Source organism: Sinorhizobium americanum, from assembly GCF_001651855.1.
In the GTDB taxonomy this organism is placed as follows: Bacteria; Pseudomonadota; Alphaproteobacteria; order Rhizobiales; family Rhizobiaceae; genus Sinorhizobium; species Sinorhizobium americanum.
The window spans coordinates 1-26069 of record NZ_LNQC01000029.1 but is presented as its reverse complement, the minus strand read 5'-3'; the positions used below and the strand labels follow the sequence as shown (position 1 = coordinate 26069).

General features: G+C 61.9%; 24 protein-coding genes. 6 read left to right on the top strand and 18 right to left on the bottom strand.

Annotated features, from left to right (window positions below):
* Positions 1–319: 319 nt before the first annotated feature.
* From ATC00_RS00930 to ATC00_RS00905, 6 genes are all read right to left on the bottom strand, one after another.
* The gene (locus ATC00_RS00930) at positions 320–1111 is read right to left on the bottom strand and encodes a hypothetical protein (protein WP_064251691.1); all 792 of its coding nucleotides are present in this window, start codon (positions 1109–1111) and stop codon (positions 320–322) included.
* Between the two features lie 162 nt (positions 1112–1273).
* A complete protein-coding gene (locus tag ATC00_RS00925) occupies positions 1274–1624 on the bottom strand; it encodes a hypothetical protein (protein WP_234782224.1) in 351 nt (116 codons plus the stop codon).
* A gap of 58 nt (positions 1625–1682) precedes the next feature.
* The gene (locus ATC00_RS00920) at positions 1683–2990 is read right to left on the bottom strand and encodes an alpha/beta hydrolase (RefSeq protein ID WP_064251689.1); all 1308 of its coding nucleotides are present in this window, start codon (positions 2988–2990) and stop codon (positions 1683–1685) included.
* The gene (locus tag ATC00_RS33300) at positions 2981–3235 is read right to left on the bottom strand and encodes a hypothetical protein (RefSeq protein WP_234782225.1); all 255 of its coding nucleotides are present in this window, start codon (positions 3233–3235) and stop codon (positions 2981–2983) included. Before ATC00_RS33300 ends, ATC00_RS00920 begins: the two co-directional genes overlap by 10 nt.
* Before the next feature lie 28 nt (positions 3236–3263).
* Positions 3264–4076 (bottom strand): DUF2092 domain-containing protein, encoded by an 813-nt coding sequence (locus tag ATC00_RS00910; protein ID WP_064251687.1) that lies wholly within the window; start codon positions 4074–4076, stop codon positions 3264–3266.
* Positions 4077–4262: 186 nt separating this feature from the next.
* A complete protein-coding gene (locus ATC00_RS00905) occupies positions 4263–6041 on the bottom strand; it encodes a hypothetical protein (RefSeq protein WP_064251686.1) in 1779 nt (592 codons plus the stop codon).
* Positions 6042–6173: 132 nt separating this feature from the next.
* Between ATC00_RS00905 and ATC00_RS00900 the strand changes: the two genes are divergently transcribed.
* From ATC00_RS00900 to ATC00_RS00875, 6 genes are all read left to right on the top strand, one after another.
* Positions 6174–6473: a hypothetical protein gene (locus tag ATC00_RS00900; RefSeq protein WP_064251685.1), complete on the top strand. Its 300-nt coding sequence runs from the start codon at positions 6174–6176 to the stop codon at positions 6471–6473.
* A 13-nt stretch (positions 6474–6486) separates the two neighbouring features.
* The gene (locus ATC00_RS00895) at positions 6487–7362 is read left to right on the top strand and encodes a peptidyl-prolyl cis-trans isomerase (protein ID WP_064251684.1); all 876 of its coding nucleotides are present in this window, start codon (positions 6487–6489) and stop codon (positions 7360–7362) included.
* Positions 7359–8351 carry a HupE/UreJ family protein gene (locus ATC00_RS00890; protein WP_064251683.1) on the top strand — a complete coding sequence of 331 codons (993 nt, stop codon included), beginning with the start codon at positions 7359–7361 and terminating at the stop codon, positions 8349–8351. Before ATC00_RS00895 ends, ATC00_RS00890 begins: the two co-directional genes overlap by 4 nt.
* 14 nt (positions 8352–8365) lie before the next feature.
* The gene (locus ATC00_RS00885) at positions 8366–9070 is read left to right on the top strand and encodes a hypothetical protein (protein WP_064251682.1); all 705 of its coding nucleotides are present in this window, start codon (positions 8366–8368) and stop codon (positions 9068–9070) included.
* Positions 9071–9096: 26 nt separating this feature from the next.
* On the top strand, positions 9097–11034 hold the full coding sequence (locus ATC00_RS00880) for a DUF3604 domain-containing protein (protein ID WP_064251681.1): 1938 nt from the start codon (positions 9097–9099) through the stop codon (positions 11032–11034).
* Between the two features lie 113 nt (positions 11035–11147).
* The gene (locus ATC00_RS00875; RefSeq protein WP_234782223.1) at positions 11148–11471 is read left to right on the top strand and encodes a hypothetical protein; all 324 of its coding nucleotides are present in this window, start codon (positions 11148–11150) and stop codon (positions 11469–11471) included.
* 495 nt (positions 11472–11966) lie between these two features.
* On the opposite strand, the gene ATC00_RS00870 is transcribed toward ATC00_RS00875, so the two are convergent.
* The 12 genes from ATC00_RS00870 to ATC00_RS00815 form a co-directional block, all read right to left on the bottom strand.
* Positions 11967–12668 (bottom strand): HpcH/HpaI aldolase family protein, encoded by a 702-nt coding sequence (locus ATC00_RS00870; protein WP_064251679.1) that lies wholly within the window; start codon positions 12666–12668, stop codon positions 11967–11969.
* Between the two features lie 10 nt (positions 12669–12678).
* Positions 12679–13488: an SDR family oxidoreductase gene (locus tag ATC00_RS00865; protein WP_064251678.1), complete on the bottom strand. Its 810-nt coding sequence runs from the start codon at positions 13486–13488 to the stop codon at positions 12679–12681.
* A 9-nt stretch (positions 13489–13497) separates the two neighbouring features.
* On the bottom strand, positions 13498–15174 hold the full coding sequence (locus ATC00_RS00860; protein WP_064251677.1) for a hydantoinase B/oxoprolinase family protein: 1677 nt from the start codon (positions 15172–15174) through the stop codon (positions 13498–13500).
* Positions 15175–15184: 10 nt separating this feature from the next.
* On the bottom strand, positions 15185–17248 hold the full coding sequence (locus tag ATC00_RS00855; protein WP_064251676.1) for a hydantoinase/oxoprolinase family protein: 2064 nt from the start codon (positions 17246–17248) through the stop codon (positions 15185–15187).
* Positions 17249–17514: 266 nt separating this feature from the next.
* The gene (nac, locus tag ATC00_RS00850; RefSeq protein ID WP_064251675.1) at positions 17515–18453 is read right to left on the bottom strand and encodes a nitrogen assimilation transcriptional regulator NAC; all 939 of its coding nucleotides are present in this window, start codon (positions 18451–18453) and stop codon (positions 17515–17517) included.
* Positions 18454–18529: 76 nt separating this feature from the next.
* Positions 18530–19738 (bottom strand): aspartate transaminase, encoded by a 1209-nt coding sequence (locus ATC00_RS00845; protein WP_064251674.1) that lies wholly within the window; start codon positions 19736–19738, stop codon positions 18530–18532.
* Positions 19739–19886: 148 nt separating this feature from the next.
* The gene (locus tag ATC00_RS00840; protein ID WP_064251673.1) at positions 19887–20627 is read right to left on the bottom strand and encodes a branched-chain amino acid ABC transporter ATP-binding protein; all 741 of its coding nucleotides are present in this window, start codon (positions 20625–20627) and stop codon (positions 19887–19889) included.
* Positions 20620–21390, bottom strand: a complete 771-nt coding sequence (locus ATC00_RS00835; RefSeq protein WP_064251672.1) for an ABC transporter ATP-binding protein — start codon at positions 21388–21390, stop codon at positions 20620–20622. The genes ATC00_RS00840 and ATC00_RS00835 overlap by 8 nt, the downstream gene beginning before the upstream one ends.
* Positions 21387–22373: a branched-chain amino acid ABC transporter permease gene (locus ATC00_RS00830; RefSeq protein ID WP_064251671.1), complete on the bottom strand. Its 987-nt coding sequence runs from the start codon at positions 22371–22373 to the stop codon at positions 21387–21389. The genes ATC00_RS00835 and ATC00_RS00830 overlap by 4 nt, the downstream gene beginning before the upstream one ends.
* Before the next feature lie 41 nt (positions 22374–22414).
* A complete protein-coding gene (locus ATC00_RS00825) occupies positions 22415–23287 on the bottom strand; it encodes a branched-chain amino acid ABC transporter permease (RefSeq protein WP_064251670.1) in 873 nt (290 codons plus the stop codon).
* Positions 23288–23308: 21 nt separating this feature from the next.
* A complete protein-coding gene (locus ATC00_RS00820; protein ID WP_064251669.1) occupies positions 23309–24502 on the bottom strand; it encodes an ABC transporter substrate-binding protein in 1194 nt (397 codons plus the stop codon).
* 597 nt (positions 24503–25099) lie between these two features.
* Entirely contained in the window at positions 25100–25981 is an 882-nt protein-coding gene (locus tag ATC00_RS00815) for an aldo/keto reductase family oxidoreductase (protein WP_064251692.1), read from the bottom strand.
* Positions 25982–26069 lie beyond the last annotated feature (88 nt).

The following is a 26069-nucleotide window of genomic DNA, read 5'->3' as shown; positions in this document are numbered from 1 at the left end:
CGCCCTCAATGAAACGCTTCATCCCGACCCCCGCTCAACGGGAATCACTCTATCATATCAACACGTTTCCACACAGGCTCGACCCATCGCAGCCATCCGAACCTGCTCGCGCTACGGCACATCGTGGCCCGAACCGGTCGCTCATTTCGGTCCGCCGGGCGTCTTCCGAGGCGCTGAGATGAAATTAGATGTTCGCTACATGCCGTTTAGCTGACCTTTTCACTCCGCGACGTGCGCACCGGGTCGATCTGGTAGGGCATGTCCCGTGTGAGCCGTTAAGCGGGCCCGTCGGTCGCTGTCAGGCCGCACTCGACACGTCCTAGAACTTCACCACGAGACCGAGAATCGGACCCTGTTGCACGACGTCGAACAGAAAGCCGTCGTTGCTGTAGTCGACGCCCAAGGCGCGGTAGCCGGCGACTGCCGAGACGGTGTCACTGAAGCGATAGCCGATGGCGGCGGCGACGTCCCAATCGAGGTCGGCTTGGCCGGCGCCCACGAGGCCCCATCCGGTCAGGTAGATCTCGGGGGTGAAAGAATAGGTTCCGCGAAAACCGGCCAAAGCGTCGACCCAGGTATCGCCGTCGCTCCTCGACACGCCGTCAAGGATGCCGCCGCTGAAGGACAGGTTGGTATCGACCGACCACACTCGCATGCCGCCGACGATATCGAGACGCATGGCATCGTCTTCGAAAACCGCGTAGCCGACACCGAGCAAGCCGGCGAAGGTCTCGGACGAGACCTCGACGTCATCGGCAAGAATGCCCCTCGGCGTGCCGCTCGACCCGGAGATCTTCGTATACATGACGTCGGCAAAGATGCTGTAAGGACCATAGCGCGCCTCGCCGATCGCCATCGCCCCGAAGTCGAGATGGTCGAAGATGTCGCTGAAGCTGGCGTCGACGTCGGCGGCAGGTAGCCCGAACTGCGCGACGTCGCCGGACAGACCTGCCGCCCAGAAGTAAGGTGCGAACGAGAAGGTCCAGCCCGTATCGGTTGTCGTCTGCTGAGCCTCCGGCATCATCGGCGACAAGACGTCCGCGGCCGACGCACCTTCGGCTAGCAAGCAGCTTGCAGCGGTAGCAAGAGCTCGAACGAGGCTAGCTTTCATTAGGTTCCCCATCTCGGTTGCGGCGGTTCGATTCGACCCCGGTTCGATCTTGGCTCAAGGCCATCTTTGCCGCCAAACACTTTTTCGCAATCCTCGTTAGAATGTAATCGCCCCTGCAATTTATCGACTGACTGATGTTTCGATATGGTGTCGAGGCGGAGGCTACGTCGTCCTGAGAGCCACGATCAACTGTGCAACTCTTACGGTGACGAGCAGGTAGATCACCACGGTGGCAATTTGAAAGAACAAGTGCCCCCGGACCTTAGATAGCCGATAGAGGCCATCCGCCAAGTTGAGACAGAATAGAACGATACCGATTACCCCGACAAAATAGCCCACGACGCGAAAATCAAAGACTCCCAGCGCACTCATGGAGGACGCATTGTCTATGGCGTGAATACCAGCCGCCACGATAATGGTCGTGACGACGAGGTTGCGTGCATGGCGGAAAATCTCCTCAAGGCCGCCTTGGTCGAACAGCCCGATTTTCGTCGTGGTCAGAAGACTTTTCATGCCTTGCCTCATGGGTGTGTCTTTCCCGCCTCAGCAGGGGTCCTACCTGGTGGTGCCGCTACCGGTCGCAGGCCTTTGTCCATGTCACGCCCTTTGCATCGCATCCGTTGGCCGCTGCTCTGCCGCTTCCCTCGCCGCCGGGCATCGTCGCGCCGAGCGTTTCGACATGATGCGCATAATTGTTTCGCGTGTTCTGATCGAGAGCGGCAACGGGCGCGGCGACCGCAAGCCCGGCCACGGTACCGACCGCAGTCGCGGCACTCGTCGTTGCCAACAAGAGATGGTCGCCCAGACCCACCCGGCTGTCGGTCAATGTCTGGCCGGTCGAAAGGCGGGTGCCGATCAGTTGGACGATTTCCGGCGACTCGGCAAACTTGCTGTGGTGCAGCTTGTCTCCGGCCTTTATCTTCGTCAGGTCGATAACCGCAATATTGTTCGCCTCGAGCTCTTCCCTGTACGGGGACTGTTCCGGATCGATCGCTCCGAGGCGCGAAACATTGCCCCAAACGCGCCGTGATACGGCAAGCGCCCGGTCATCGCGCGAGACGAACAGGGTGAAGCGCGGGCGCTCTTTGCCCATGTCGGCGATCTGCGAGCGGAAGACATCCACATCGACATCCGGTGCGGCCAGCATGACGTTCTTGAACTTCTCCGGCAAACCGTCGTTGCGGATGGCCATCTGGCGCAAGGATTCGAGCGCCAGCCAGTTACCCATAGAGTGGGCAAGTATCGAGACTTCTTTGACCTCCGGATCACGCGCCAGATACTGGAACAAGCTCTCGACGGCGTTACGCGTATAGTTGGTGCTCTCGCGATCATAGCCATAGGCCAGCAGACTGCCCCTGGAGGGCCAGGTCGCCAGCACCGGTGCGCTGCGCGCGACCGAATCGTGAACGATCTGCGCGAAGCGGAAGACCGCGTCCTCGAAATGGTTGTTGAAGCCATGGATGAAGACGAGGACGCTGCGGTCGGGGCTCCTGCGCACGGAGCTGCTCAACCAGCCTTCGGCCGACGGCCGATCCACCTCCTGCACCCTGACCGTCGCAAAATCCGTTGCCGGATTAGGGGGAAGCTTGCGTGGCCAGGAGACTTCGCCCACTTTGCGGCCGGGCGGGATTGACACCGTGATCTCGGCGAAGCTTGGTGCAAGCGCGCGCTCGCCGCTGAATATCTCGCCCGGCTTCTCGGCACGGCTTCGGGTGGTCGCCACTAGCATAGCGACCTGGCTCGCGGATGGTGTGGCCGCAACCGGTTGCAGAACACCTGTCGGGCGGCTTGCACATGCCGCGAGCAGCGTCGCGAGCACACCAAGGGCGACCGGCAGATGCCATCTGCGCGATGTGCGTGGAAAGCGATCTAGGGGCATCGGTAGCCAACGACGTTTCCATTCGCGTCCCGGATCTGCACGCACCCCGGCGCATAATAGGTCGCGGCGGCCGCTCCGGCATAGACGGACCGCCGTGTGGTGCGACGTGCGACCCCGGCGTAGCTGACTGGCGTCGCTGGTCGCCCAATCCTTGCCTCGGCTTGCGAGATGAGGTCCGCCGGCCGCTCGGGAAGGAGGGTTTCACCCCAAAATAGAGCGAATGTGCCGGCGGCAATTGCGAGCATGAGCACTGCTGATCGACGAATGTCCATTTCATTGCTCCTTTGGCGCTTCCGCCGGGGGCGGCAGTTCGCTGACGTCTGCCAAGGCCGTGAATTCGACTGACTGCGCACCCGCAGGCGGCCCAAAGGCGAACGTCTTCGCGTCGAGTGGTGTCTCCGTATCCCATGCCTTGATCCGCAACGTGTATTGCGGCGCGGCAGCCAGGGTCTTGCTTGTTATGACGTATTTCCTGGGGATCGGGTTGGGTCCGAGTTCCACCCAGAGCTGCCAATCGGTTTCCTGATTGCGGAAGGCCAGGTGCTCGCATTCAACGCCGTCCACGACACCGCGACCGATGTGCTTGGCTTCGATCACGCCGGCGATAAGCTCGTCGTACATGTTGGAAAGGAGCAGATCGGCGCCCGGCATTTCGATCTGGTGCTCGGCTCTGAGCCGATCGATCATCTGGTCGAGCGACCCCGGCACTTCAACTTGCGCGAAGGTGTTGCTGTCCTTTCCAAGGACGGTGGCAGTCTTTCCGTCGAAAACCAGTTCGACGGCGGTGTAGCCGCCAGATCGCGTCACCCGTAGCTTGTCGGGCCGGCTCAGGGCTGCTTCACCCGAGGAAGCGAACTGCAGCTTCTCGAGCTGCGGCGTGATCACCTCGATGTCGACGTCGAACGTCAACTGGACATGCTCCTGTCCCGTCACGTAGTCGGACATCGTTTTCAGGATCTTTTTCGCGTCTGCATCGTCGGCCCGCGTCGGCGAGGCGACCGCAAGTGCGAGCAGAAGTGTCAGAGACGCAAGTCGCGCCCTCCCTAGAGGGGCCTCGCATGATCGGTCATGCGGCAGGCTGTTCATCGCCGCCTCCTCTTCTGAAAATCCGGGGCAAAGCCCGACGCTTTGCCGGCAGCAGGTTTCTAATATGAAGATCCGCCGCGCACATGTAGCATCACGTAAGCTCTGCCAATCCGCGCGAGGAAAATTCATTCGAGCGCAGTCGTGTTCGAGGTGCGGAAACTCGCCTCTACGCGCGACCAGAATGGGCTATGGAATAGAGAGGCCAGCCTTAACAAGACCGTCCATGAAATGGGCCTGATCCTCAGGCCGATGGATGCGCAATGCCAGCTCGCGGCGAATATTCTTCAGAAGGTCGAGTGCATTCTGCTCGACCCACTGGCGTTCCCTGGCGGCGTCCTCCGTCTTTTCCAGTTGACCCAAAATCGCCGCGGCAATGAAGTGGTAAAGCGGGTTGGCCCGGACGTCGGCCGCCCTTATCCATTGTTCAGCAACGACATAGTCCTCCTGCATGTAGGAACAGAGAGCGAGCGATGCCTCGAAGTAGCCGAGTGGCCCCGAATTCCTGCGCACGGATTCCACGACACGCCCGCATCCCTGCTTCCATTCGCCTGACAGCGCCAGCCGAAGGCCGTATTCCGCGCTCAGTTCGGGATCGCTAGGGTTGATCTCAACCGCCCTCGCGCCGATGCTCAAGGCCGTCTCGACGTCTCCCCGGAAGAAAAAGGCGAGCATCTCCGCCTGCAGGCCGCGGACGTTCTGTGGATCGAGCTCGACGGCCCGCCGGGCTGCCTCCATGGCAAGATCGAGCGGCGGCGGAGAAGGAGCTTTGATGCGGTATCGGAAACGCAGCTCGTCGATATAGGTGAGCGAAAGCAGCGCCCACGCCGTGGCATAGCCGGGGAACCGTTCTACCGCCCGCTTCAGGCAGCCTTGCACCGAAACGTGGGACTGCGGGTTGAGATCGGCGCGATAGCCATAATAGGCCAATGTGCATTGATAGGCTTCCCAGTCATCCGGCGCAACATTCGCAGCCTTCGAGGCATCCGACCGGAAGATGATCCCATAGGGGTGTGCGAGTGCCGTCGCCACCGCACGGGCGACGTTCGTCTCGAGATCGACGAGATTACGGACCTCGAGATCCTCGCTGTAGCTTTCGGCCCATAGGACCGAACCATCCTCCCGATTGATGAGCCGGCTGGTCAGCCGCAGCTTGTCGCCGTCGAGCCGCAGGCCACCTGAGAGGGCATAGCCAGTTCCGACGGCGCCGCTGAAGGACGTTTCTCCCGTCGAGTCGGATGAACGGCCAGCGATCACAACGATTTCCTTGAACTTGGAAACGTGTTCGATGACCTTATCGGTGAGGCCCCTCGCAATGACCCTCGATCTGCCGGTCCCCGATAGATCCTCGAATGGAAAGACGGTCAGCCGAGGCACGCCCGGCGCCGTCGATCCCGCCTTGGCAGAACTCGCCGCCGTGCTTGCCGGTTGTTCGGTTCCCCAAGTGGCGTAGAGCGCGATCAACCCGAGGATGACGAGACCAAAGGCGGCGAGCACAACCTGTGTCCAACGCGGTGTAGGTTCGGCGCTCGTTTCATCCCGCTTGGTGGTGGTGGTTTGACCGCCGCTGGCCGCCGGGAGGGACGTCGGACCGTTCCGGCTGAAGGCAGGAACGTATCCGCCCTTCGGCACGGTGACGATGATCGGGTCATTTTGCCCTGCGACGAGATAGTAGCGCTCAAGTGCTCTTCTTATTCGCCCCGCCTCTATGCGAACAACCGGGTCGGTTTGTGCATCGAATGATGAATCCCGGCCGAAGACTTCAACCGCAATCGAGAACCCCTTTATCCGGTCTCCCCTCCCGCCAATGGCTTCGTCGACGATATAGGCGAGGAACTTGCGCGCCCGTTGCGGAACATCGAATTCGGGACTGGTAAGAATCCGGGCTAGCTGCGAACGGACTTCGGCTTCGGTCGGCAACGCCGTCGGGTCTGGAACAGCGACTTCGACGGATCGCGTTTGAACCATGGCCTTGCCCCCAGACAGGCCGCTGCAGCGGTGCCACGCATCCCTGTTTGCTCGCGTAAAATACATCCCAGCATTGGTCCAACGCAATATGCTCTCGCTCAAATAGTTCCCATTTATCAAAGGCTCGGAGAAATGGGCCCTCGCTCGCTGGACAGAGTTCGAGAAAACGGGCTGCAGGCCGCCAGCAGCCATTTTCCTTGGCGCGGCGCTCAAATCGAGGAACTCTGCGGACGGGACGAGAACTTCCGCGTCATGTGCGACGACCTTGCTGCCGCCGAGGAGGCGCTCGCGGCTGTCGACCAGCTTTCAGAAGAAATCCGTGCCGCGCGACGTCTGGAATACGAAGAACTCATAGCAGAGCTTGCCGCCGAGATCGGAGAGGCGCTGGACCGGGCGAATATTGTCCCGATCGCGCGAACACCAAAGCACTAGCGGGACGACAATCATGAAGCTTCTTAGGGAACCTCTCTTGCACTTCGCCATCGGCGGCGCCGCCCTGTTTGTCGCCTATGCCTGGCTGAACAACAGCGACGCAGCAACCGAGCGGACCGAGATCCGGATCAATGACGGACACATCCGCTGGATCACCGAGACTTGGTCGGGCCAATGGCGGAGGGAGCCGTCCAGGGAAGAGTTGCGGGATCTTGTCGCGGAACTCGTGAAGGAAGAACTGCTGGCGCGCGAGGCGCGCGCATTGGGATTAGACGAGGACGATACGATCATTCGTCGACGCCTGGCGCAGAAAATGGCCTTCCTGATCGACGACACGGCTCGGATCGCGGAACCGAAAGAAGACGATCTGCGCCATTTCTACGAGGCCCACCAGGAAAAATTCCACCGGGAAATGCGGGTCTCCTTCGTCCATGCATTCTTCAGCAGTTCGAAGCGATCGGATCCGGCCGCAGACGCTCGTGGCCTGCTCGCCAAGTCAGGGCAGCTCGGGCAGACGGAAATCGTCGACCAGGGCGATCAGTCGCTGCTCGCGTCGGCGTTTGAGAACAGCAGCGAGAACGAGATTGCCGCGCAATTCGGCGTCGCCTTCGCGGAGGCTATCGCAGCACTTCCCACGGACGAATGGAAAGGACCGATCGAATCCGCCTACGGACTGCATCTCGTGCGCGTCTCAAAGGTCGTTCCCGCGAGCGTGAGAAGCTTCGCGGAAGCGAGGGCCGAGGTGCTTGAACAATGGCGGGAAGAACAACGTCGCGCATACGAGGCGCGGTACTTCGCGGAACTGCTGGAGAAATATGACATCGTCGCCGATTCAGGGATTGAGCCGATTGCCGGCCCGCTGGCACAGCTCATGGAGGGCCCGCGATGAGATCGCTTGTCCTCGGCTGCCTCTCCCTCGTGTGGCTGTTATCGCTGCTCTTGCCAGGGCCCATTTCGGCGCATGAAGTTCGGCCGGCCTATCTCGAATTACGAGAACACCAGCGGGGCGCGTTTTCCGTGCTCTGGAAGGTGCCGATGCGCGGAGAAATGCGACTGGGCCTGACGCCCGTGTTCTCCGGCGACACAGAAGCGTCGGAGCCGATGACGCGGCTGGTGCCTGGTGCTGCGATCGAGACCTGGACGTTGAACGCCCGGGCGCTGCAGGGACAGACGTTGACGATAGACGGGCTTACCGCAACGATGACCGACGTGCTGGCTCGCATTGAATACGCTGATGGCACCGCCTGGACCGGACGCCTGACCCCGAGCGAGCCGTCGGCGACAATTCCCGCCGCTGTGTCCGCCGTCGATGTCGCCGGGCTCTATCTGATCCTCGGTTTGGAACATATTTTGTTCGGCATCGATCACCTGCTCTTCGTCTTCGCTCTTCTCATGCTGGCGCAAGGCATCAGGCCGCTGATCGGGACGATCACGGCCTTCACCGTCGCCCATTCCATTACGCTGGCGCTGGCAACGCTCGGCGTCGTCCAGATGCCGCAGGCCCCCGTCGAGGCAGTGATTGCGCTCTCGATCGTCTTTGTCGCCGTCGAGGTCGTGCACCGGGAGCAGGCGCGTGCGGGCATCGCGGCGCGGGCGCCGTGGCTTGTCGCCTTCGGCTTCGGGCTGCTGCACGGCTTCGGCTTTGCCGGCGCGCTTGGAGAGACCGGGCTGCCGCCGGGGCATATCCCGTTCGCGCTACTGTTTTTCAATCTCGGCGTCGAGGCCGGGCAGCTTGCCTTCGTGGGTGCCGTTCTCGGGCTCGCTGCCCTGTTGCGCCGCGCCCTCTGGATGCCGCCGGCCTGGTGGCGGCGCGTTCCGGCCTACGCGATCGGCTCGGTCGCCATGTTCTGGACGATGCAGCGGATCGCAATGTTTTGAAGCTGGAGAGGAAGATGCGACGACAGAGCCACATCGCGTCCACTTTCAGATCAGCGTCGCTCGCCGCCGCAATCGCACTGTCCCCGGTTCCAAGTTTTGCTTGCGGTTACCATGACGACGTGACGAGGGCGCGCGGGCTCTTGAACTGGATCTATCCGGACGCGCTACACGTTCTCGGCGCGATCTCGGCGGCGGTTGCGGCGGGTCAACTCCCAAACCTGGAGGTGGCGGCTCCAGCCCCGGATATGTTCGGTGCCAAATACAGACGGACGCTCCAATTACTCGACGGGCTCGGCAATCGCTTGGCGGCCGCCTCGAGGGACGTGCGCCCGATCTTCATCTCGGTGGTTCTCGTCGAGCCGATGCTTTGGAGCCGTTTCAAACTGGGCGAAGGCACGTTTCGCGCCCAGATGCATGTCGCCGGGCCGCAGCCGGGCGACCTTGTCCTGGTCTCGGGCCAAACAGTGATCGGCGAGATCGCCAGCGGTCGATTGGAGATCGGCAAGGCGCATCAGCTCGGTCTCATCCGCCTTTATGGCCCGGCGGCGCGGCAGGCGCAGTTCCTGCTGGCCCATGGGCAGGTAGCAAACAGGCCGCCTGCGGTCAGGGCTGCCGAGCACGCGGTTAGAGGATCGCAACTCACTGCACGCACTGTCGCGGTACCGATAACACCAATCGGCACGAGTGACGAACTCGAGCGTAGCCCAGGAAACCCTTGAACCAATAGATCTTTCAGGAGGGAATCATGGCGAAGACATTGTTGCGCGGTACGGCCCTCACAAGCTTGGTCGCCTTCGGCCTTGCATTGCCGGCATTCGCACAGGACACCGGGACGCTTGATCAGAAGAAAGCCCAGGACGCACAGCAGCGCCCGCCGGCCTACTCGCCCTATGTCGGGCGGGACTTTCCAACGCGGCCGTTCTTCGGGGAGACGCACCTGCACACCTCGTTCTCGATGGATGCCGGCGCGTTCGGCGCGCGCCTCGACCCCCGTGATGCCTATCGCTTCGCCCGCGGCGAGGAGATCACTTCGAACACCGGTCAGCCAGTAAAGCTGTCCCGTCCACTCGATTTTCTCGTCGTCGCCGATCACTCCGACAACATGGGCTTCTTCCCCGACCTCTTCGCGGGCAAGCCGAATCTCCTTGCCGACCCGACGGGCCGCCAATGGTACGACATGATACAGTCCGGCAAGGGTGCGGACGCGGCGATTGCCATCATCGTCGCATTCTCGCACGGCACCTTTCCGAAGGACCTGATGTACTTTCCCGGAACGCCCGCCTATCACGGCGCCTGGCAAGAAACGATCGCCGCGGCGGAGGAGTATAACGACCCAGGTCGGTTCACTGCCTTCATCGGCTATGAATGGACCTCGAACACCGGCGGCAACAATCTGCACCGCAACGTGATCTTCCGGGACAATGGCGACAAGGCGAGCCAGGTGGTGCCGTTTACCGTGTATCGGCCCTATGGCAGCGACAACCCGGTCGAGTTGTGGAAATGGATGCAAGCCTATGAAACGAAGACCGGCGGTAGCGTGCTGGCCATCGCCCACAACGGCAATCTGAGCAACGGCCTGATGTTCCCAGTCGTCGAGGCCTTTGGCAAGAAACTCGATAGCGGCTATGCCGAGACACGGGCGAAATGGGAGCGGCTATACGAGATCACGCAGACGAAGGGGACCGGCGAGGCCCATCCTTTTCTGTCGCCCAACGACGAATTTGCAGCCTTCGAGATTTGGGACAAGGGCAATCTCGATGGCAGCGTGGCGAAGACGAAGGAGATGCTCGAATTCGAGTATGCCCGCTCGGCCTACAAAAACGGCCTCAAGCTCGAGAAGGAACTCGGCACCAATCCTTACAAATTCGGCCTCATCGGCAGCAGCGATGCCCACACCGGCTTGAGCGCGATGGAGGAGGACAACTTCTTCGGCAAGACCGTGCCGCAGGAGCCGAGCCCACATCGGATGATGGAGGCCTTCGTCCACAATCCGAAGACCGGCGTGAAGATCATGGACTGGGAGGTTTCGGCCTCCGGCTATGCGGCGGTCTGGGCGAGAGAGAACACGCGCGAATCCCTGTGGGACGCGATGGAGCGCAAGGAAACCTATGCCACGACCGGACCGCGGATGATTGTGCGCTTCTTCGGTGGTTGGGACTTCGAGGGGCGCGACGCTGAGGATCGCCTGCCCGCGCGGATCGGCTACAGCAAGGGCGTTCCTATGGGCGGCGATCTCAGCGCCGCACCCGGAGGCAAGGCACCGACCTTCCTTGTCGCGGCGCTGAAGGATCCGATCGGCGCTAATCTCGACCGCTATCAGGTCGTCAAGGGCTGGCTCGACAAGGACGGCAACCTACACGATAAGGTCTATGACGTCGCCTGGTCAGGTGACCGCAAGCCGGGGAGCGACGGAAAGCTTCCTCCGGTCGGCAACACCGTGGACGAGGCGAACGCGACCTGGACCAATACAATAGGCGCACCCGAACTCATTGCCGTGTGGAAGGATCCGGAGTTCGATGCCACCCAATCCGCTTTCTATTACGGCCGGGTGATCGAAATTCCGACGCCGCGTTGGACCGCCTATGATGGCAAACGATTTGGGGTGAAGCCCTTGCCGGGCACGGCGATGACCATCACGGAGCGCGCCTATACGTCACCGATCTGGTACACGCCGGCGCGGTGAGGCACCTTCGTCGGCAAAACGTGCGAAGCGCTATTTTTCAATATGCGCGATGCCGGGCGCGACAGCGCGAACTCGACAGCCAAGCAGGAGTCAGCGCGATGAGGAAAGGCGTGATGATCGCCGCTGTCGGCGAAGCCACCACCGGACTGGCGCTGCTGATTGATCCATCGCTTGTTGGGCTGTTATTGCTCGGAGAAGCTCTCACAGGCGCTGCCATTCCTATAACGCGTGTGGCCGGCATTGCCCTGATCGCGTTGGGGAGCGCCTGTTGGCGCAATTCGCCGGCAGTCGGCATGTTGACTTACAGCACTGTCGTGACGCTATATCTGGCTTACCTCGGTCTCGCAGGTGGTTTGACGGGCGTGCTCCTATGGCCCGCGGTTGCTGTTCACACTGTTTTATCAATCGTTCTGGCACGCGAAACGCGCGCCGCATAGGGCGCGGTCGGCCTCGGGTCTGAACCTGACATTATGGCGATCGTCTATGGGATTTCCAGGCCTACATGGCAGACCGTTCTGCAACTGCTCTCGCATGTGAAATTGCCGCCGACAATATCTTGATCCATACCTCGCCGGTCGGATGGGACACCTCGCCTTTGGGGACACTTCCGATTCCCCTATCCTCAACGGACGAGCCAATGCGCGAGCGAAGGCTGCACATATACGATGCTACGTGGATAGCGGCCACCAAGAGAACAGCCGGTAAGGGTGTAATCGAGCTCGGGATTTCCGCTGACAATCGGAAGCGCGTCAGGGGACGACCTGCGCCTTGAGCGCCCGTACGGCATAGAACTTCCGCCTCGACGGTGCGGTTGAAAACGGCGCTTGCCCCTTTGCTCGGCCAGGCCGCGCCGGAGCGAAACCGGTACCTTGAGAGGACCTGGTGATCAGCGCGCGTTACCTCCGAGTTCGAAAGCGGAAATTGCGACCTCTTTAGCGCCCGAGCGCCGTCTGGATGCCGGCAAGACCGCGTCGCAAGAACGGATCCGAATGGATGTAGAAGAACTGGAGGCCGCGCTTCAGCCAATATGGAAGCTCCTCGGCGGTCACGAGAGTGCCGGCGATCTTGCCGGCGCCGCGAATCTTCTCCACGGCGTAGGCGACCTTTTCCATCACCTCTTTCGGGCGGGCCTCACCGAATTTCGGGGCCGGGGGATAGCCCATGTTTTGCGACAGGTCGCCGGGGCCGATGAAGAAGACGTCGATGCCGTCGACCGAAAGCATCTCGTCAAGATTTGCGATCGCTTCCAACGTCTCTATCATGGCAATGACCAGACGCTTCTCGTGGTCGGCAGGCAGTGCGTAGCGGACGGCGTCGACAATGGCGAGCGCCTGTTCGACGGTATCGACCATCGGCACCATGATACCGTCGGCACCCGCATTCAGATATCGAATGATGACCGGCCGCTCGTGAGAGTGCGGCCGGACGATCGCCGCGCCACCGACGGAGCGGACGATCTGCGACGTCATCCGGACGTCCTCGAAGCTCCAGGTGCCGTGCTCGCAATCGACGAAGATCGAGTCGGCTCCGAGCTCCACCAGGCGCGCCGCAAGGCCGGAGGACGCGTGGTGCGGCGTGCACATGGTGATGGGTTCGCCGGCCTGTAGCCGAGCGCGCAATTTCGCGCCGTTCATGGTGCTCCTCCTATCTATCTTTCTTCGGCAGATCTGGCGCGTCCGCCGGCGCACCCACCCAGCGTGCGGTCTCGATGTCGGCCGAGGTGTCGCGCATGAAGGTCGGGCAGATGTGCAGTTCGGGGATCACGGCGCCCTTCTGCAGGGTCGCGCATAGTGCGATCGCCCTGGCGACATCGTGCGGATCAAGCATCACAGCACGTTCTTCCGCCTGCGGCGGCCGCGCCCGGTTCTCCATGATCGGCGTGTTCGTCTCACCCGGCAGGATCGTCGTCGCGCGGATGCCCTGGTTGCGGTAGGTGTTGTGCAGGAAGGTCATGAAGTTCTTCACGCCCGCTTTCGCCGCACCATAGGCGGCGCCGCCCAGGAGATTCGGGTTGAGCGCGGCGAGGGAGGACACCGTGATCACTGTCCCCTCGCCCTTGGCAATCATGTCCGGCAGCACGGCCTGGGTCAGGTTGAAGACAGCGGTCAAGTTGACGTTCACCGTGGAATTCCACTCCTCCTCGCTGATGAACCGCGCGTTCAGCACCTTGCTGGCGCTGCCGGCATTGTTCACGAGGATGTCGACCGGACCGATTTCGTCCCTCACCCAATTCACCTCGGCGAATATCGCCTCGCGGGATTCGATGTCGAGCGAGCGGGCGGCGGCCCTGCCGCCCTTCCTCTCGATTAGATCCGCCACCTCCTGAAGTGGCTCCAGGCGACGGCCGGTCAGGATCACACACGCACCTTCTTCGGCGAGTAGCAATGATGTCTCGCGCCCGATCCCGGTCCCCGCTCCCGTTACAAACGCGATCTTCCCGTGGATGAGACCCATCGCCTTCTCCTACTCCGCAGCCACTGCCGAGGGGCCATTGTAGCCATAAATCGCTTTGGCGGACTGCGGAGTGATCAAGCCCTCGGCAAGGTCCTGCTCGATGAGCTCTGGCGAGCGTTCGGCTGCGCGGCCCCAGCCCCCGCCACCAGGCGTCTCTACCTCCAGCCGCTCGCCGGTTTTGAGGACGACCTTGCCCTTGGGGAAGTGCGGCTTGCCTTCCCGGGTTACCTTGCCCGGGGTGCCGTCCTGCCCGTCCACGACCCCGAAGCAGGGATGGCGCACGCGTTCGGACGCCATATAGATGCTCATCGGCGCCTTGCCGAGATTGCGAAGTACGACTCGCTGTCCGAGACCACCACGATGCTTTCCGGCCCCGCCCGAGTCGGCGATCAGCTCCTTGCGCTCGGTCAGGGCCGGCACGGCAATCTCGAACATCTCGATCGCCGTGACCTTGCAGTTCGACGGGAAGCTCAATGTATCGAGACCATCGAACTCGGCGCGCGCACCCTGGCCGCCATGGAAGTTCTGCACGGAACCGTACTGCGTGCCATCGTCACGCTGGCCGACGCAATTTGCGGCCCAGATGGGAGCTCCGCCACTGTCGCCCATGACCTTGTCCGGTACGACGCCTTCCAGCGCCTTGAAGATCAGCGACGGGATGACATGGCCGATGAGGTTGCGGGAGTTGCCCGCCGTCCACGGCTGCGGGTTCAGGATGCTGCCGAGCGGCGCTTCATCGGTGATCGGCACGATGCAGCCTTCGTTGTTCGGCGTCTCGGGATCGAGCAGGCATTTCAGCGCATAGACCGAGTGCGCATAACGATAGTTCGTGCGGCAGTTGATCGAATGCAGCACCTGGTCGGAGGTTCCGGTATAGTCGACATGGATGGAGTCATCCGTGACGATGACGCTAGCCTTCAACGTCACGTCGGCGTCGTAGCCGTCGAGAAGCACCTCGGCGCTGTACGTGCCGTTCGGCCATTCACGGATCGCCTTGCGCGTCTGCGCCTCCGAGCGGGAATGAATGGCATCGGCAAGCCCGTCGACGTCGTCGAGGCCGTACTCGTCGATGAACTTCAGCAATTCGCGGCCCATCACGTTGTTGGCGGCGATCATCGATTCCAGGTCGCCCTGCACCTCAGTTGGCAGGCGCACGGAGGCCGCGATGATGTCGAAGACATCCTGGTTGGGGACACCGGCCTTCATTAGCTTGACGACCGGGAAGCGAATGCCCTCCTCGAAGATGTCGCTTGCCTCCGAGTGAAGCGGTGCACCGCCAATGTCAGGCAGGTGGGCGATCGACCCGGCATAGGCCACTACCCTGCCGTTTTTGAAGATCGGCGTGATCATCGTCACGTCCGGAAGATGGCCGGTGCCGATCTCGGGATCGTTGGTGGCGAGAACATCGCCCTCCTGCAAGGTCCCGGCCGGGAACTTGGGCAGGAAGTATTTCTGGGCAGCTGCCGGCAGCGAAGTGATGAACACGGGGATCGACCATGTGCACTGGGCAAGGGCCCGCCCGCGGCTGTCCAGGAGAACCGTTACATAATCATGGTTCTCGCGGACGATCGGCGAAAAGGCCGTCTTGCCGAGGACGTTATCTGCCTGGTCGGCGATGAAGATCAAACGGTTCCACATCACCTGCAGATTGATCGGATCGTGGAAATCGACAGCGGGCTTCGACATCGTGGTTTCCTTACTGAATGTTGATCACGAGGTTTCCGCTCGCGTCCGCGTGGAAAATGCCACCTGGGCCGACGACTGCGGTTGATTCGCGTTGTTCGACGATTGCGGGACCTGTAATCGCTTGCTGGACGGGGAGCTTGTAATGGTCGTAGACCAGCGTCTCCGTGAAGCTGCCGATTTCCTGGAAATAGACCTGGCGGCTTCCCTTCCTCGCATCGGCGACTTCAGCTTCGTGCGGGCGGGTGACCTGATCCTTCTCGCCGCTCGCGCGCAACCGCCAGGTGATGACCTCGACGGACGCTGCCACGGTTCGGCCGAACAGCTCCCGGTAGAGCCTCGAGAAGTTGTCGAGCAGCTGCTTCAGGAACTCTTCCCGTGGCAGGCCGCGCTCCGGAAGTGCCACGGTGATCTCGTGGCCCTGGCCGACATAGCGCATGTCGACGGTATAGCGGTTGGTGATGGTCTCCTTGACGACGCCTGCCGCGGCGACGACTTCGGCGCCCTGGGCTGCGAGGTCGGCCAGAAGCCGGTTCATCGCCTCCATGTCCCACGCATCGACCGCCATCGGATGACTGGCGGAGAGATCGACCGCCACCGGGGCAATCAGCAGTCCGATTGCCGATGTGACGCCGGCACCGGTCGGGCAGATGACCCGCTTGATGCCGAGCTTGCGGGCAATGCCATAGGCATGGACCGGGCCTGCGCCGCCGAAGGCGACCATCGGCAGCGATCTCGGATCGACGCCGAGGTCCGTCGCATGCATCGCTGCGGCTTTGCTCATGGACTCATTGACGAGGTCGTGAATGCCCCAGGCGCAGCGGTCGACGCTGACGTCGAGAGACTTCGCAAGTTTCGCCACCGCCTCGAGGGCCGCTTCCCTGGAAACCTTGAACGAGCCGCCGACGAAGGACTCGGTGCCCATATAGCCGAGCAGGATGTCGGCATCGGTCACCGTCGGCTCGTTGCCGCCGCGCTGGTAGGCGGCCGGGCCGGGAAGCGCGCCGGCAGAACGCGGACCGACGTCCAGGAGGCCGAGCGGATTCTTCGCGGCGATGGAGCCGCCGCCCGCACCGATCTCGATCATCTGGATCGACTGGATCTTGAGCGGGAAGCCGGAACCCTTGCGGAACCGCTGGTAGTGGGCGACTTCGAGGTCGGTGCCGACGGTCGGCTCTCCGTTCGGGATGAGGCAAAGCTTGGCGGTGGTTCCGCCCATGTCGAAGGATAGAACGCTGCCCTCGCCAGCGATGCGGCCGAACTCGGCGGCGGCAACAGCGCCTGCGGCCGGACCAGACTCGATCAGGCGGACCGGAAGCTCGGCGGCACGACGGCTCGGCACCAGTCCACCCGAGGAGGTCATCCAGAGAACCTGACGGTCGATGCCCTTCTTGGCGAATTCGCGCTGCAGATGGGCGACGTGGCCGGCCATCTGCGGCCGGGTATAGGCGTTGACGACCGTCGTCGAGGCGCGGTCGAACTCGCGGACTTCCGGGCAGACTTCGGAGGAGAGCGACACGAAGATGTCCGGGTCCTCTTCGCGCAACAGTGCCGCAACGCGTTGCTCGTGCTGGGGATATTTGTAGGCGTGCAGCAGGCACACGGCGACAGAGCGGATGCCCTTCTCCTTCAGGCGTCCCGCGATCTCTCGAACTGTCTCTTCCTTGAGCTCGGTCATCACCGACCCGTCGGCAGCTATGCGCTCGGCGGCACCGAAGCTGTTCGCGCGCGTCACCAGGGGATCGGGATACTTGATGTTCAGGTCATAGAGGTCGTAGCGGCCTTCGTTGCGAATGCGCAGCATGTCCTGGAAGCCATCCGTCGTGACGAACCCGGTCTCGACGCCCTTCCGTTCGAGCACCGCGTTGGTGACGACCGTGGTGGCGCCGAGGACCTGCAGGTTGTCGATGGCGATCGATCCGGAGAACTCTTCCAGCAGTTCGGAGACGCCCTGCACGACTGCTTCCGCTGGGTTCTTCGGCGTACTGAGAATCTTGTGCAGATGGAGATCACCGTTGTCGTCCAGGAGAGCGAAATCCGTGAAGGTACCGCCCGTGTCGAAAGCCAGTTTTGCCATGTTTCCCTCGAAGCGACTCGTCGGCGCGGGAAGCGCCGTTGTGGGCAGGTCCAAAGCTTCGGACCCGACGTCTGCTTCAAAGGTTAGGGGAACGGTCGACGCCTTGGCCAACACAACTACAGTCTGCCGCTATAGGGTTTGCTTATGGCAAGCACGAGAACCGGACGAGCCGCTGACGAGCCGTGAATGCCGGATGAGCGCTCGACCAAATTCGTACTGGACGATGGGGCGCGACGACGAGGCGTGCGTGGCGAGCGGTAAACCGCTCAGGCTGGCCGGATCCCCGGATGCTGGCTGCTCATGAGCTTGCCGACGACCTCCAGCAGCACCGACCGCGCGGCGATCGCCGGCTCCGACAATGGAAGATGATCGGCCACGCAGAGCGAGACTGTCGCATCGATGACCGGTTTCGTCAGAGCCCTCACCTGCGCGCCGGAAAAGCTCGCCGTCTCCATGACCACCGAGGCCGGGAGAATGGTCGATCCAAGGCCTTCAAGGACCGCCGCGCTGAGCGCGGGAACGGATTCGATCTCGGAGATGACCTCCGGCGTTGCCCTTGCCCTTGCCAAAGCGTCGTCGATCAACCGTCGGAGCAGATGTGCCTTGCTTGGAAGAAGCAACGGGACTTCCTGTAGCGCGGAGAGAGGAAGGGGCGCACTACTGTCGCCCGGCAGTTCGATGCCTGGTGGCGAGACGAGGAACATTTCCTCGCGAAACAGCGGCTGCAGTGTCACGCCCTTGATGGGGGCGGCGGCATAAATCAGCGCCATGTCCATCTTGCCCGTCATGATCAGCTCGCTCAGAATCTGGCCGAAGCTGTCATTGATATGGACGACGATATGGGGATGCCTTGCCTTCATCTCCTTCAGGATCGGCAGCGACAAAGCGCTCGAGGAGGAATAGGTCGCAAGCCCGATGGAGACGCGGCCTGCCACCGACTTTGCGGCCTGGTCGATGTCGATCTGCGCCTGCTCGATCTGCTTCAACATCAGTTGCGCATGGCGGTAGAGGATCAGCCCCGCCTCGGTAGGCGCGATGCCGACATTGCTGCGGATGAGCAGCTTGTGTTTGAAGTGCGCCTCCAGGGAAGCGATCTGTTGCGAGAGCGCCGGCTGGGCGGTCCGCAGGATGCCGGCGGCCCGCGAAACGCTGCCCGTGTCGACGATCTTGACGAAGCTCTTCAGTTTTCTGAAATCGACACTCATGATTACCGGCTTCTTGTTTCATCGAAACGTAAAGCCTGCGGCCGGAAGGGCGCAAGTCCCTCCGGCCGGTACACGGTCAACGCAGCGCGGCGACGGCCCGTTCGATGCGGTCACATGCTTCGGCGATCGCCTCTATCGACGTCGCGATCGACAGGCGAAAGTAAGGCGACAGGCCATAGGCTGCGCCCTGCAACGCCGCGACCCCGACACCATCCAGCAGGTAGAGCACAAAATCGAGGTCGGTCTCGATTATCTTCCCGTCTGGCGTCTTCTTGCCGATCACGCCGCCGCAGTTCGGAAACAGATAGAAGGCCCCGGCCGGCATCAGGCAGGATAGACCCGGCACCGCATTGAGCCGCGCGCATGCATAGTCACGGCGTTCCTTGTACATCCTCACACTGTCGGTGACGAAGGACTGGTCCGACGATAAAGCGTGCGCGGCGGCGGCCTGGCTTACCGAAGACGGACAGGACGACATCTGGGACTGCAATTTGTTGATCGCGGCAATCAGCGGAGCCGGACCCGCTCCGTAACCGATGCGCCATCCGGTCATCGCGTAGGACTTCGAGACGCCGTTCACGAGCAGCACGCGGTCCTTCAGCTCCGGCACCGCCGAGACGAGCGTCGTCATGGGTTCGTCACGGAACCAAACCTGGTCGTAGATGTCGTCGGAAAGAACGAAGACCTGCGGGTGCCGCAGCAAGACCTCCCCGAGCGCTTCGAGCTCAGCCCGGCTATAGGCCGCGCCGGTCGGGTTGGAGGGTGCGTTGAGGATGAGCCATAGCGTTTTCGGCGTTATGGCAGCCTCGAGCGCCTCGGGTGTCAGCTTGAACCCCTGTTCCTGCGGGCATTGGACGATGATGGGCTTGCCGTCATTGGCGATGACCATATCTGGATACGAAACCCAGTAGGGTGCCGGAATGATCACTTCCGCGTCGTTCTCGACGCTCGCCATCAGGGCCAGGAAGAGGATCTGCTTGGCGCCGCCGCCGACGCAGATCTCATTGTCGGCATAGCGCAGATCAAGGCGCCGCTCGAAGTCGCCGATGATGGCCTTGCGGAGCGCCGGCGTGCCGTTCACCGGCGTGTATTTGGTCTCTCCCCGGTCGATCGCGGCGTGCGCCGCCGCCTTGACATTGTCGGGCGTGTCGAAGTCCGGTTCACCGACGGTCATGTCGACGATGTCGCGACCGGCGGCCTTCAGTTCGCGGGCGCGGGCTGCCGCTGCCGTGCTCGGCGATACCTTGATCCTCGACACGCGTGATGCAGGCACGAAAGTGCTCATCGGAATTTCCTCGATTCTGGGTGGTGAACTTGCGGGCAGCGGCTTCTAAAGCGTGTCGCGTTCAAACGTCCTCACGCGGCGCGCTTCAGGTCTTTGTTTTGTGCATGTCGTCATCCCAAAACCGCTGCACACTGTTGGGCGACATGCACTAGTGCACCGCCTCGTTCTCGCCGCGCATCTTGCCGGTCAGGAACAGCTCGCCGAGTTCGTCATGGGTGATGTCCTTCGGCAAGCCATCCCAGATGACCTTGCCGAGACGCAGGATCACCGCCCGTTCGGCAACCTCCATGGCCTTCTTGGTGTTCTGCTCCACAAGCAGGATGGTCTGACCCGCCGCATGAAGCCGCAGCAGTTCATCGAAAACAATGTGGATTGCCGCAGGCGACAGCCCGACGGAGGGCTCGTCGACCAGCAGCACCTTTGGACGCTGGAGGACCGCCATCGCCACCTCGAGAAGCTGCTGCTCGCCGCCGGACATGTTGCCGGCGAGCGTCGACCGGCGCGTCTTCAGGATTGGGAACAGATCGTAGACATAGTCCCGGTCCGCCTTCACCCGACTGTCACGGATCGTATAGGCGGCCATCTGCAGGTTTTCGTCCACCGTCATCACCGGGAAATTGCAGCGCCCCTGCGGCACGAAGGAGATCCCCTCGCCGAGAATCGCGCGCGACTTATAGCCGGCGATGTTCCTGCCCTGCCATTCGATGATGCCGCCCTTGATGGTGGTCATGCCGTAGAGCGTCTTCAGGAGCGTCGACTTGCCGGCGCCGTTCGGCCCCATCAGCGCGACGAACTGCCCTGCCGGGACGTCGAGATCGACGCCGTTGAGAATGTCCAATGTGCCGTAGCCGGCGCGCAGGTCCTTGATTGAAAGGTCGGAATTAGCCACCGAGATAGGCCTCCCTCACACGCTCGTCCGCGATGATGTCATGCGGCAGCCCCTCGACGAGTTTCTTGCCCTGGTCGAGGACGACCACACGCTGGCAAATGCTCGTCACGACGTCGATATTGTGCTCGATCACCAGGAAGCTGACGCCCAGCGACCTGTTGGCATAGAGGATCGTTTCGATGACGCGCTCGATTATCTTTGGGTTGATTCCGGCCATCGGCTCATCGAGCAGGATGATCTTCGGCTCCGGCATCAGCATCGAGGCGAACTGGATCAGCTTCTGCTGTCCTCCCGAGAGATTGCCCGCCGGTTGATGGCGCACGTCCCACAGTCCCGCCATCTTGATGAGTTCGCGGGCCCGGTCGCGAAGGCCGGATATCCGCTGTTTCGACATTCGGCCGATGCCGAAGGTCGACAGGAGCGACGGGAATGTGAACATCTGTCCGGCGATGATGAGGTTCTCCTCGACGTCGAGCGCCTTGAACACCACCGTCTTCTGGAACGAGCGGAGCATGCGGCCCTCTCGCGCGATGCGGTTGAGCGACCATCCGGTGATGTCCTGGCCATCGAGCTTCACCGTTCCGGTGTCCGGCCTCTGAAGACCGGTGCTGCAGTCGAAGAAGGTCGACTTGCCGGAGCCGTTCGGGCCGATGAGGCCGGCGATCTCGCCGCGGTTGACATGAAGACTTACGTCGCTGACCGCCTTGACCGCACCATAGGACTTGCTGATCTTGTCGATCTCGAGGATTGGAAGGCCGGTCATTTCGTACCTCCGATCAGGTCCCAGAAGCGATTGATGACGGGGGCGAAGCCCTTCTTGAACCAGAAGACGAGCACCAGCAGGCACAGCCCGTAGGCGATCATACGGAGTTCCGGCGTGATCCTTAGCGCTTCGGTTAGCCCGACGAAGAGCAGGCTGCCGAAGACGACTCCCGAGATCGTTCCTGCTCCACCGCCAAGCACGATGATCAGCATCGTCGTGGAATAATACATCTGGAATGTCAGAGGGCTGACCACGGTTAAGTAGTGTGCATAGAGGCTGCCGCCGACCCCGGCGAACACCGCGCTGATGATGAAAACGATCAGCTTGTAGCGCCAGGTAGGGACACCGAGTGACTCCGCCAGCGTCTCGTTTTCGCGAATGGCGATCATGTTGCGGCCGGCCGGCGAGCGGACGATCATCCACACCGCCAGTGTCGCGAGCGCACCGATCGCAAGGGCCATGTAGTAGAAGCTCGTGGTGCCGGAGACGGTGAAGGACAACGGGCCCAGCGCAAAGTGCGGCTTTGGGATGGCGGAAAGCCCCATGTCGCCGCGGGTCACGGAGATCCAGTTTTTGGCTATCGCCTGGCCGATGATCACGAAACCCAGCGTACACATGACGAAGGACGTTGCGCGCAGCCGAAGCGCGGGAACGCCGAGCGGCAGCGCGCAGGCGCCGGCCAGCAGACCGGCTGCTGCCGCATTCACGTAGAAGGGCGTTCCGTAATGTACCGCAAGGAGGCCGGCCGTATAGGCGCCGATCCCGAAGAAGGCGGCCTGCGCCAACGACAGGAGTCCGGTGTATCCGACCAGCAGGTTGAGACCATGGGCCGGCAACATGAAGATCAAGGCGATGATCAACGAATGGGTGACGTAGCGGCTGCCGATGAACGGCGCGGCGAGCGCAACGACCAGCAAGGCAGCAACAAGCGGCAGGCGAAGATCGCGTCGGCGTATCTGCTGTGCGGTATCAGCGAGAGACATGTCGAGTCCTCAATTCGAGTAACGGTCGGCGAGAGGTGCGCTCAGAAGCGCGCCTGCGTCGAGAAGAGCCCGTATGGACGCCACATCAGCATCAGGATGAGCGTGGCGAAGCCGACCGTGTCGCGGAACTGAAGCCCGACATAGGTCGCCACCAGGCTCTCGGCGATGCCGAGGATCATCGCGGCGACGAACGTGCCGCGGACATTGCCGAGACCACCCATGATGATGATCGGCAGCGTCTTGAAAGTGATAAGCTCACCCATGCCGCCATAGACGCTGACATTCACGGGAGCCGTGAGCACGCCGGACAGGGCGGCCAGCGCGGCACCGAGGATGAACGTGTGCAACACGACCTTCGGCACATCGATGCCGACCACTTCGCAGCACTCGACGTTCTGCGACACGGCCCGCATCGATTTCCCCATGCGGCTGTAGGTCACCATGAACTCCAGGCCGATGAAGACCGGCAGGCAGACGACGAGGATCAGAATTCGCTGTCCTGCCAGGCTGAAGCCGAGGATCGACAAAGGCTCGATGTAGCCGCCGGAGAAGAACTTGTATCCGCCTCCGAAGACGAGGATCACGGTGTTCTGCAGGACGAGTGCGATCCCGAGCGTGGCGAGCACTCCGGCCTCCGCCGGGGCGCCGACCATGCGCTGCATCACGAGCCGTCCGACCACATAGGCGACGACGATCGTCGACAGCACGCCGACGATGATCGATGCCTCGTATGAGAGGCCGAGATAGTCGACGGCGAACCACGCCCCGAAGGTGCCGAGCATGTAGTATTCGCCATGGGCGAAATTGATGGCTCGCAGCACGCCGAAGATCATCGTCATTCCGACGGCGACGATGGCGTAGACGGAGCCCGTCACGATGCCGTTGACGATCTGCTCGATGATGGTCGAGAACATGGCCGTGTCCCCTTATCGCCGTTACTGCGCGGGATACTGGATTTCCGCAGTATAGGCGCCTTTGATACTGGGCTTGCCGTTCTCGATCTGCAGGAGGATCATCGGCAGGCGCGCCTGGTTATGGTCATCGAAGGTGACCTCGCCAACCGGGCTCTTGTACTTGATTTTCGAGAGTGCCTCGCGGACCTTTTCGCGATCATTGCCGCCGGCCTCGTGGATCGCCTGGGCGAGCAGGCGGACCGTATCCCAGTGTACATAGGCATGGTTGTTCGGTGCTTCGTCATAGGTGGTGGTGAACTTCTCCACGAAGGCTTTGCTCTCGGGCGAGTCCCACGCGGGCAGCCATGCCGCCGCCTCGACTGCCCCTTCGAGCGCTGTCGGCGCCGACTTGATGGTCTTTTCTGTGTTGAACTCGCCGTTGCCGATGAGCGTCACCTTGCCGGCGAGGCCGAGTTCGATCATCTGGCGCGCGATGATCGGCGTGGTGTCCGCCAGACCGTACATAATGATCGCCTGAGCGCCGGAATCCCGGATCTTCGCCAGCACGCTGCGGAAGTCGACCTCTCCCTCCTTGTAGTAATCCTCGCTGAGGATCTCGCCCTTGAACTCGGGAAGATACTTCTTGGTGAACTCGATCGCCGAACGGCCGTAGTCGCTATCGACGGAGAGGACGGCGAACTTCGTAAAGCCGCGCTGCTCGGCGGCGTATTTCGCGACGACGAAGGCGCGGTTCTCATCGGTCGGATAGTTGCGGTAGGTCCATTTGAAGCCGCCGACGCCAGCCGCGTAGGTGATCTTCGGATTCGAGGATGCCGCATTCAGCAGAAGAACGCCCGCATCCTCGGCAACCGGCTGCATGGCGAGCGTGACGGAGCTCGAGACGTCGCCGATGACGAAGTCGACCTCGTCCTCGTCGATCAGCCGGCGGGTGGCGGAGACGCCTTCGACCGGAGTGCCCTGGCTATCAGCGGAATAAAGTTCGATCTTCTGTCCATCGACGCCGCCCGCGTCGTTGATTTCTTTCACGGCCAGTTCAGCACCGCGCATTGAGAACGCGCCATAGCGGGCGTTTGGGCCGCTCATCGGCGCGACGAGGCCGAGCTTGATAGTTCCGTCTGCCGCCTGTGCGACCCCGCAAAGGCCGGGAACGGTCACGGCCAGCGAGAGGATGGCGGTAGAAATGCAAAGTGCCCTGCGGCTCAAGGTGTGTGTCATGTTCCCACTCCATGTTCTTGGATGCGATCGCTTGGCTATGCCTTAGCGTGCGTCTCGCCGCGTTCCGCGGTTCTTGTTATGCCAACCCAGCGCTGACACTGTCACAGTAGGTTCACGAAAGTGCCTGTGGCCAACACAACTCCACTCTGCCGCTATAGCGTTTATTTATGGCGAAGCCCTCATCTCGTAATGAAGAACAAGCCTGTCTGAAAAGTCGTGCCATCAGTGGCACGAACTTCTAAAGGCTCGGCGAAGCTGGGCAGCCCAGCCAAGCCGAGTCCGTGCTCCACCGCCGCTATGTGTGCGTTCGCCGATGGACGATGATGATGACTTCGCAGTTGACCAGCGGCGAGCGCCGGGAGAGGTGAAACGACGCATAAGCGGTCCTTGGCGACGAGCTATACAGGGCGCTCCTTGACCCTAGTTGCTGTCGTCGAGGGTGCGCACGTTTGAAGCCCGCTTTCGGGAGCGAAGTTGGCTTTCGACGCTACTGTCTATTACCGCCTATCACTAGATTCGGGCGCGTGATGGACGCATCCGCCCCCCACCCACCAAAGCCGTTGCGAAGCTTGGGATTGCTTTCGCGTTTTCAGATTGTCAGGCGGAACCGACATCTTTCGCCATATCGTCCAGGTCCTTGAGCGTATCATCCGAGAGATTGATTTTGGCCACCGCGATGTTTTCACGCAGGTGGGCGACGGACGAGGTGCCGGGAATCAGAAGAATGTTGGGCGCGCGATGAAGCAGCCATGCGAGCGCAACCTGCATCGGTGTTGCGTCAAGGCGTGCGGCGATCGCGGATAAGGTGGACGACTGCAATGGCGTGAACCCGCCGAGCGGGAAAAAGGGGACATAGGCGATCCCGTCGCGAGCAAGATCGTCGATCAGGGCGTCATCAGCGCGATGTGCCAGATTGTAGTGGTTCTGAACACAGACGATATCGCAGATCCGGCGTCCTTCGCTAACCTGCGCAGGCGTGACGTTGCTCAGTCCGATATGGCGCACCAGGCCTTTTTGCTGAAGCTCGGCCAGAGCCGTGAGTGGCGCCTCGATCGACCCTTCAGCAGGGCCGTGCGCATCGAACATGATGCGGAGGTTCACCACCTCCAATACGTCGAGCCCGAGGTTGCGCAGGTTGTCGTGCACCGCCTGCGTCAGTTCTTCGGGCGAAAAGGCGGGAAGCCACGCGCCATTCTCGTCGCGTCGCGCGCCGATCTTCGTGTCGATGACGAGATCGTCGGGATAGGGTGCGAGCGCCTGACGGATTAGCTTGTTGGTGATATGCGGGCCGTAAAAATCGGCGGTATCGATGTGGTTCACGCCGGCCGCCACGGCCTCACGCAGCACGGCGAGTGCCGCATCCTGGTCCTTCGGCGGGCCGAATACGCCGGGCCCGGCGAGCTGCATGGCGCCGTAGCCGAGACGTTTTACGGTGCGGTCGCCAAGCGTAAAGGTTCCCGACTGGTCGATGTTGGTCATGATCTTTTCTCCAATGAAAGAACTCAAGGGGAAAACACCGTTATTCGGCGGCTTTTCCTTGGGTCCGGTTGCTTTTTGAGCGGCATTG